Origin of the sequence: Tissierella sp. (assembly GCF_052089545.1) — a bacterium.
Lineage (GTDB): Bacteria > Bacillota > Clostridia > Tissierellales > Tissierellaceae > Tissierella_A.
On the sequence record NZ_JBQDAA010000198.1, the window covers coordinates 1 to 4216 of the forward strand.

Consider the following 4216-nt stretch of genomic DNA (forward strand, 5'->3'; position numbering starts at 1 on the left):
TTTATTATATCATGTCCGAGTTTTTATTGTATAATTAAGTGTAACCTATCCAATCTTTTCCTCTTTATCATTCTGAGCTTGCCGAAGAATCTTACTTTACAAGTCCTCTTCTTCTAATCTCTACATTTATATCTACTTCTATATCTATATCAGGAAATATATCATCGTAGTCATCTTCGATTTCTTGCCACATATTGGGATGAAATTTATATAAATAGTCTGCAGTACCTATTAAATCTGCGTTAAGGTCACTTTGAAGTTTTTTAATTGTTTTTCTCATACTCTTTTCTAATTTTTTTTCTAGGGCCTTTTTTATATCTTCAAGTTTTTTTTCTTTCCCTAGTTGATCATCTTTTCCGAGTATAAACTGTTCTACTTGGCCTTCTATTTCTAAGGAATATTTCATCTTTAAACCTTCTTCACTTTTTATAAGCTTCTTTTTAGTTTTTGGTCTTGGAGTTTTCAAAGCCATATCTGCTCCTTTGTATTCTGTATTTATTCCAAAGTTTTTTATCTTGTTTGTAAGAAGCATTATGTTTTTACTATCTTCATCGTCAATATAACCTATTAGTTCATAGTCTTTAAAGACAGCACTAGAGTCAGCTATTATATCTTCATTTTCAGTTCTAGTTACTGGTACAGCAGAAGCTTTACAGGTACTCATCTCTTTTACAAAACTATTTAAGGTACTTGGAATAAACTTAGCTGAGCCTTGGTCGTTTCTAAGCAGTTCATAAATAAGTCCTTCTATGGCCAATTGTTTTTTTGATTGCACCTTTACTTCCAAAAGTTCTTTTGCAGTAGTTTTTACAACTACAAAATTTACAACCTTGTTTACTATATAGTCTCTATTTAATCCATCTATTATTTCTTTTATAAGGTCTTTATCTTTTGCTAATTTTTCTGGGAAGATCACAACTTTTAAATCTCTTAAATACATTGGTTTTTGAAGCCTATCAGTTATATTTCTTACACCTTCAAACATGCTGTTAGCCCTTATACTTGAAAAGTATATTATATCTTCTTGTATAGCTTGATTTCCTAGGGCATTTATATTTGGATATGTAAAAGAAACTTCATATCTTCCATTTTTAAAATCTTCTTTATCTACTAAATCAAGACCTACAGAGTAGGGAAGTATCCTTTCATTTATCTCTTTCATATCCCAACAGCCTGTTGTAAAGATAAGGCTAGAGATTAAAACTATTAAAGATATTTTTTTCAAAGTTTACTCCTCCTTTTTATAAGAGTAACTATAAATATTAAAAAAGGTACTACAGCTATAGATAAAAACCCAAGTATATTGTATATATTTAACATAGTAGTTCTAACTTGTATATAGTTGTCTGCAGCAAGTGATAGAAAATAGATAAAAGGTACAAGTGCCATTAAAAAGTATTTGTGACTTTTAGTTTTAAATATACTTGAAAGAATTTTACCAGCGCCAAAAAAAGCAGGTGCAAAAGTTGCAAAGACTACCAAGGTCCATATAGCCATAACAACTCCATCTAAGTTTTGTAAAAAATATCCAGGAAGGTCTACAACCTTTGCTATCATAAGAAGCGAAAAACTTTGTTCCTGTATTTGTTTTATGTGAAACTGGGTTAGTGTTGTTAAAAAAAGCAATATATATATAAAGGTAATAGTTCCTAGGGCTATTAGGCTAGACTTTAGGGCATTTTTTTTATCTTCTACATAGGGTAGTGCAAAAAGTATAACTTCAAATCCAGTAAATGAAAAAAATGTACTTACTAAGCCCTTAGGTATATTTCCAAAATCAGATTGAAATGCAGGCAACATATCAGAAAGATTTGCTGTTGGAATAGATATAACGATAAATATGCCTACAAATGTTAGTATAATAGGGTATATAAGGTAGCCGGCTCTTGCTATTATGTCTATCTCCATGCTTGATATATAAAGACTAGTTAAGATAAACAAAAATATTATAATTTCAATAGGTGTAGTATTGAGTAAAAATGCTTTTATGAGTTCACTTAGCCTCCTAACCACAAAGGATAAATAAACTATTAAGTAGGCAAAAAATATAAGTTTACATATTGTAAAGGGTATAGTGCCAAGGGTTTCCTTGCCTATTTCAAAATAGTCCTTTCCTGGGTTTACTTTAAATATATAATTTATCATAATAATAAGTGGCAGGAGTATTAAAGAAGTAAGAAGTATTAATATCCATCCATCTTTCCCTGAAATAACTGCCAGATCGTTTGGAAGGGATATTACTCCAACACCTATAACTGTTGCAACTATAAGAGCTCTTAATTGTATATGAGAAATCTTTATATTACTTTTCATCCTTTTTCCCTTCTTTCATCCTCTTTTTATTTTTAGGAAATGTAAAACCTGGTCTTAGCCATAATCTTTTCAGAGGAGCTTTTATGAAGGTATCTTTTAAGTCGCCTTCTTCTATCCCAAGTCCTGAGTATGGAGAACTAAAGGGTATACCAAAACTGTTTAAAGATAGGATGTGAGTTCCAATTATAATAATACCTATCATAAAACCAAAAAGTCCCAGGACTCCTGAAAATAATATTAGCATAAATTTAGAAATTCTTAGAGCAGTTGAAAACTCATGGGATGGAACTGCAAATGTAGCAATAGCAGATATAGCAACTATTATTATCATAAGAGGACTTACTATGCCTGCTTCTACTGCTGCTTGACCTATGATAAGACCACCAACTATTCCTATAGTTGTGCCTATTGGTCCAGATATTCTAGTTCCTGATTCTCTTAAAAGTTCCATAGTTGACTCCATCATAAGAGCTTCTACAAGTGCTGGAAAGGGTACATTTATCCTACTTGCCGCTAGATAGTAACTTAGTTTAGTAGGAAGGATACCTGGGTGATATACAGTTATAGCTACATAAAGAGCTGATGGAAAAAGTATTAGAATAACTGATAAATATCTTAAAAGTCTTTTTACTGAAGCATCAGTCCATCTACTATAGTAGTCTTCTGTAGAATTAAGAAGAGTACCTATAGTTGCTGGAAGAATTAGTACAAATGGAGAGTTATCTACTATTATAGCTATTCTTCCTTCATATAGTGATGCCGCCACACTATCTGGTCTTTCTGTATTTTCTATTTGAGGAAATGGAGAAAGGTAGTTATCTTCTATAAGATGTTCTAATGTGGCACTATCTATTACAGAATCTATATTTATATTTTTAAGCCTTTTTCTTACTTCTAATAAAAATTTGGGATTTACTATATCTTTTATAAAAAGAAGTGCTACACTAGTTTTGGATCTTTTTCCTACTTTATGAACTTCTACATTTAAATTTGTATCTCTTATCCTTCTTCGGACTAAAGCAGTGTTAAATCTTAATATTTCTACAAAACCTTCTCTAGGACCTCTAATTAAACTTTCAGTTTTTGGCTCTTCTATTCCCCTTGATGGAAAATTTTTTGTATCTAGGGTTATAGCCTTTTTTGATCCATCTATAAAAAGAATAGTATCTCCAGATAGTATCCCATCTAAGATGTCTTCAAATTCATCTATTTCTGCTATGTCAGATGAGTCTATTCCGTCATCTTGTATGGCTTTTACAATAGAGGTTTGAAGGCCTTTAAGTGTAAAGGATTTTAGTTCTTCTTCTCTAAAAAGACTTCTTATAGCAAAGTCTGATACAAAGTCTTTACTTGCAAGACCATCTATGTAGACTGTGGCAAGTTTTACTCTATATACATCTCCTATTTGAAACTCTCTTATTATTAAATCACTTGAGCCTTTGAGAGTTTCTTTTATATAATCTAAGTTTTTTTCTATATCAGTGCTAATTTTTTTATACATAAAAATGCCACCTCCTTAGTTTATAGTTACCAAGAGGCGGCTGTTTTATACTCTTATACTGTTTTAGAATGATAAGTTAAGGGATATTTTTTTAGGAGCTTTTCTTTTGCAAACTCAAGCTTTTCCTTGCTCTCAAATATTCCAAATACTGTAGGACCACTTCCACTCATAAGGCTTCCAAGCGCTCCATTTCCTATCATAGTTTTTTTTATATCTGCTATTACAGGATATCTTTTTATGATAGCTGCTTCCATCTTATTTTTCATGCCTTGTGAAACTGCTTTTATATCCTTCTTTTTTATATCTTTTATTATCCTATTTGTATCTATCTTTTCATCATTTAAATCTACTTGACTATAAGCATATTTTGCAGATATTTCAAATCCAGGATTGCATATTAAT

General features: G+C 31.0%; 3 protein-coding genes and 1 pseudogene. All 4 read right to left on the reverse strand.

All coding sequences use genetic code 11. The features are described 5' to 3' along the window. Positions 1-91 precede the first annotated feature (91 nt). Complete coding sequence (locus ACTHW2_RS11340; protein WP_442264034.1) at positions 92-1225, reverse strand: Ger(x)C family spore germination protein; 1134 nt, start codon at positions 1223-1225, stop codon at positions 92-94. Next, entirely contained in the window at positions 1222-2313 is a 1092-nt protein-coding gene (locus tag ACTHW2_RS11345; RefSeq protein ID WP_442264035.1) for a GerAB/ArcD/ProY family transporter, read from the reverse strand. The genes ACTHW2_RS11340 and ACTHW2_RS11345 overlap by 4 nt, the downstream gene beginning before the upstream one ends. Then, positions 2303-3814, reverse strand: coding sequence for a spore germination protein (locus ACTHW2_RS11350; protein WP_442264036.1), 1512 nt, complete (start codon positions 3812-3814; stop codon positions 2303-2305). The genes ACTHW2_RS11345 and ACTHW2_RS11350 overlap by 11 nt, the downstream gene beginning before the upstream one ends. Before the next feature lie 53 nt (positions 3815-3867). Continuing rightward, a pseudogene (locus ACTHW2_RS11355) lies at positions 3868-4216 on the reverse strand (4-(cytidine 5'-diphospho)-2-C-methyl-D-erythritol kinase); the annotation flags it as partial.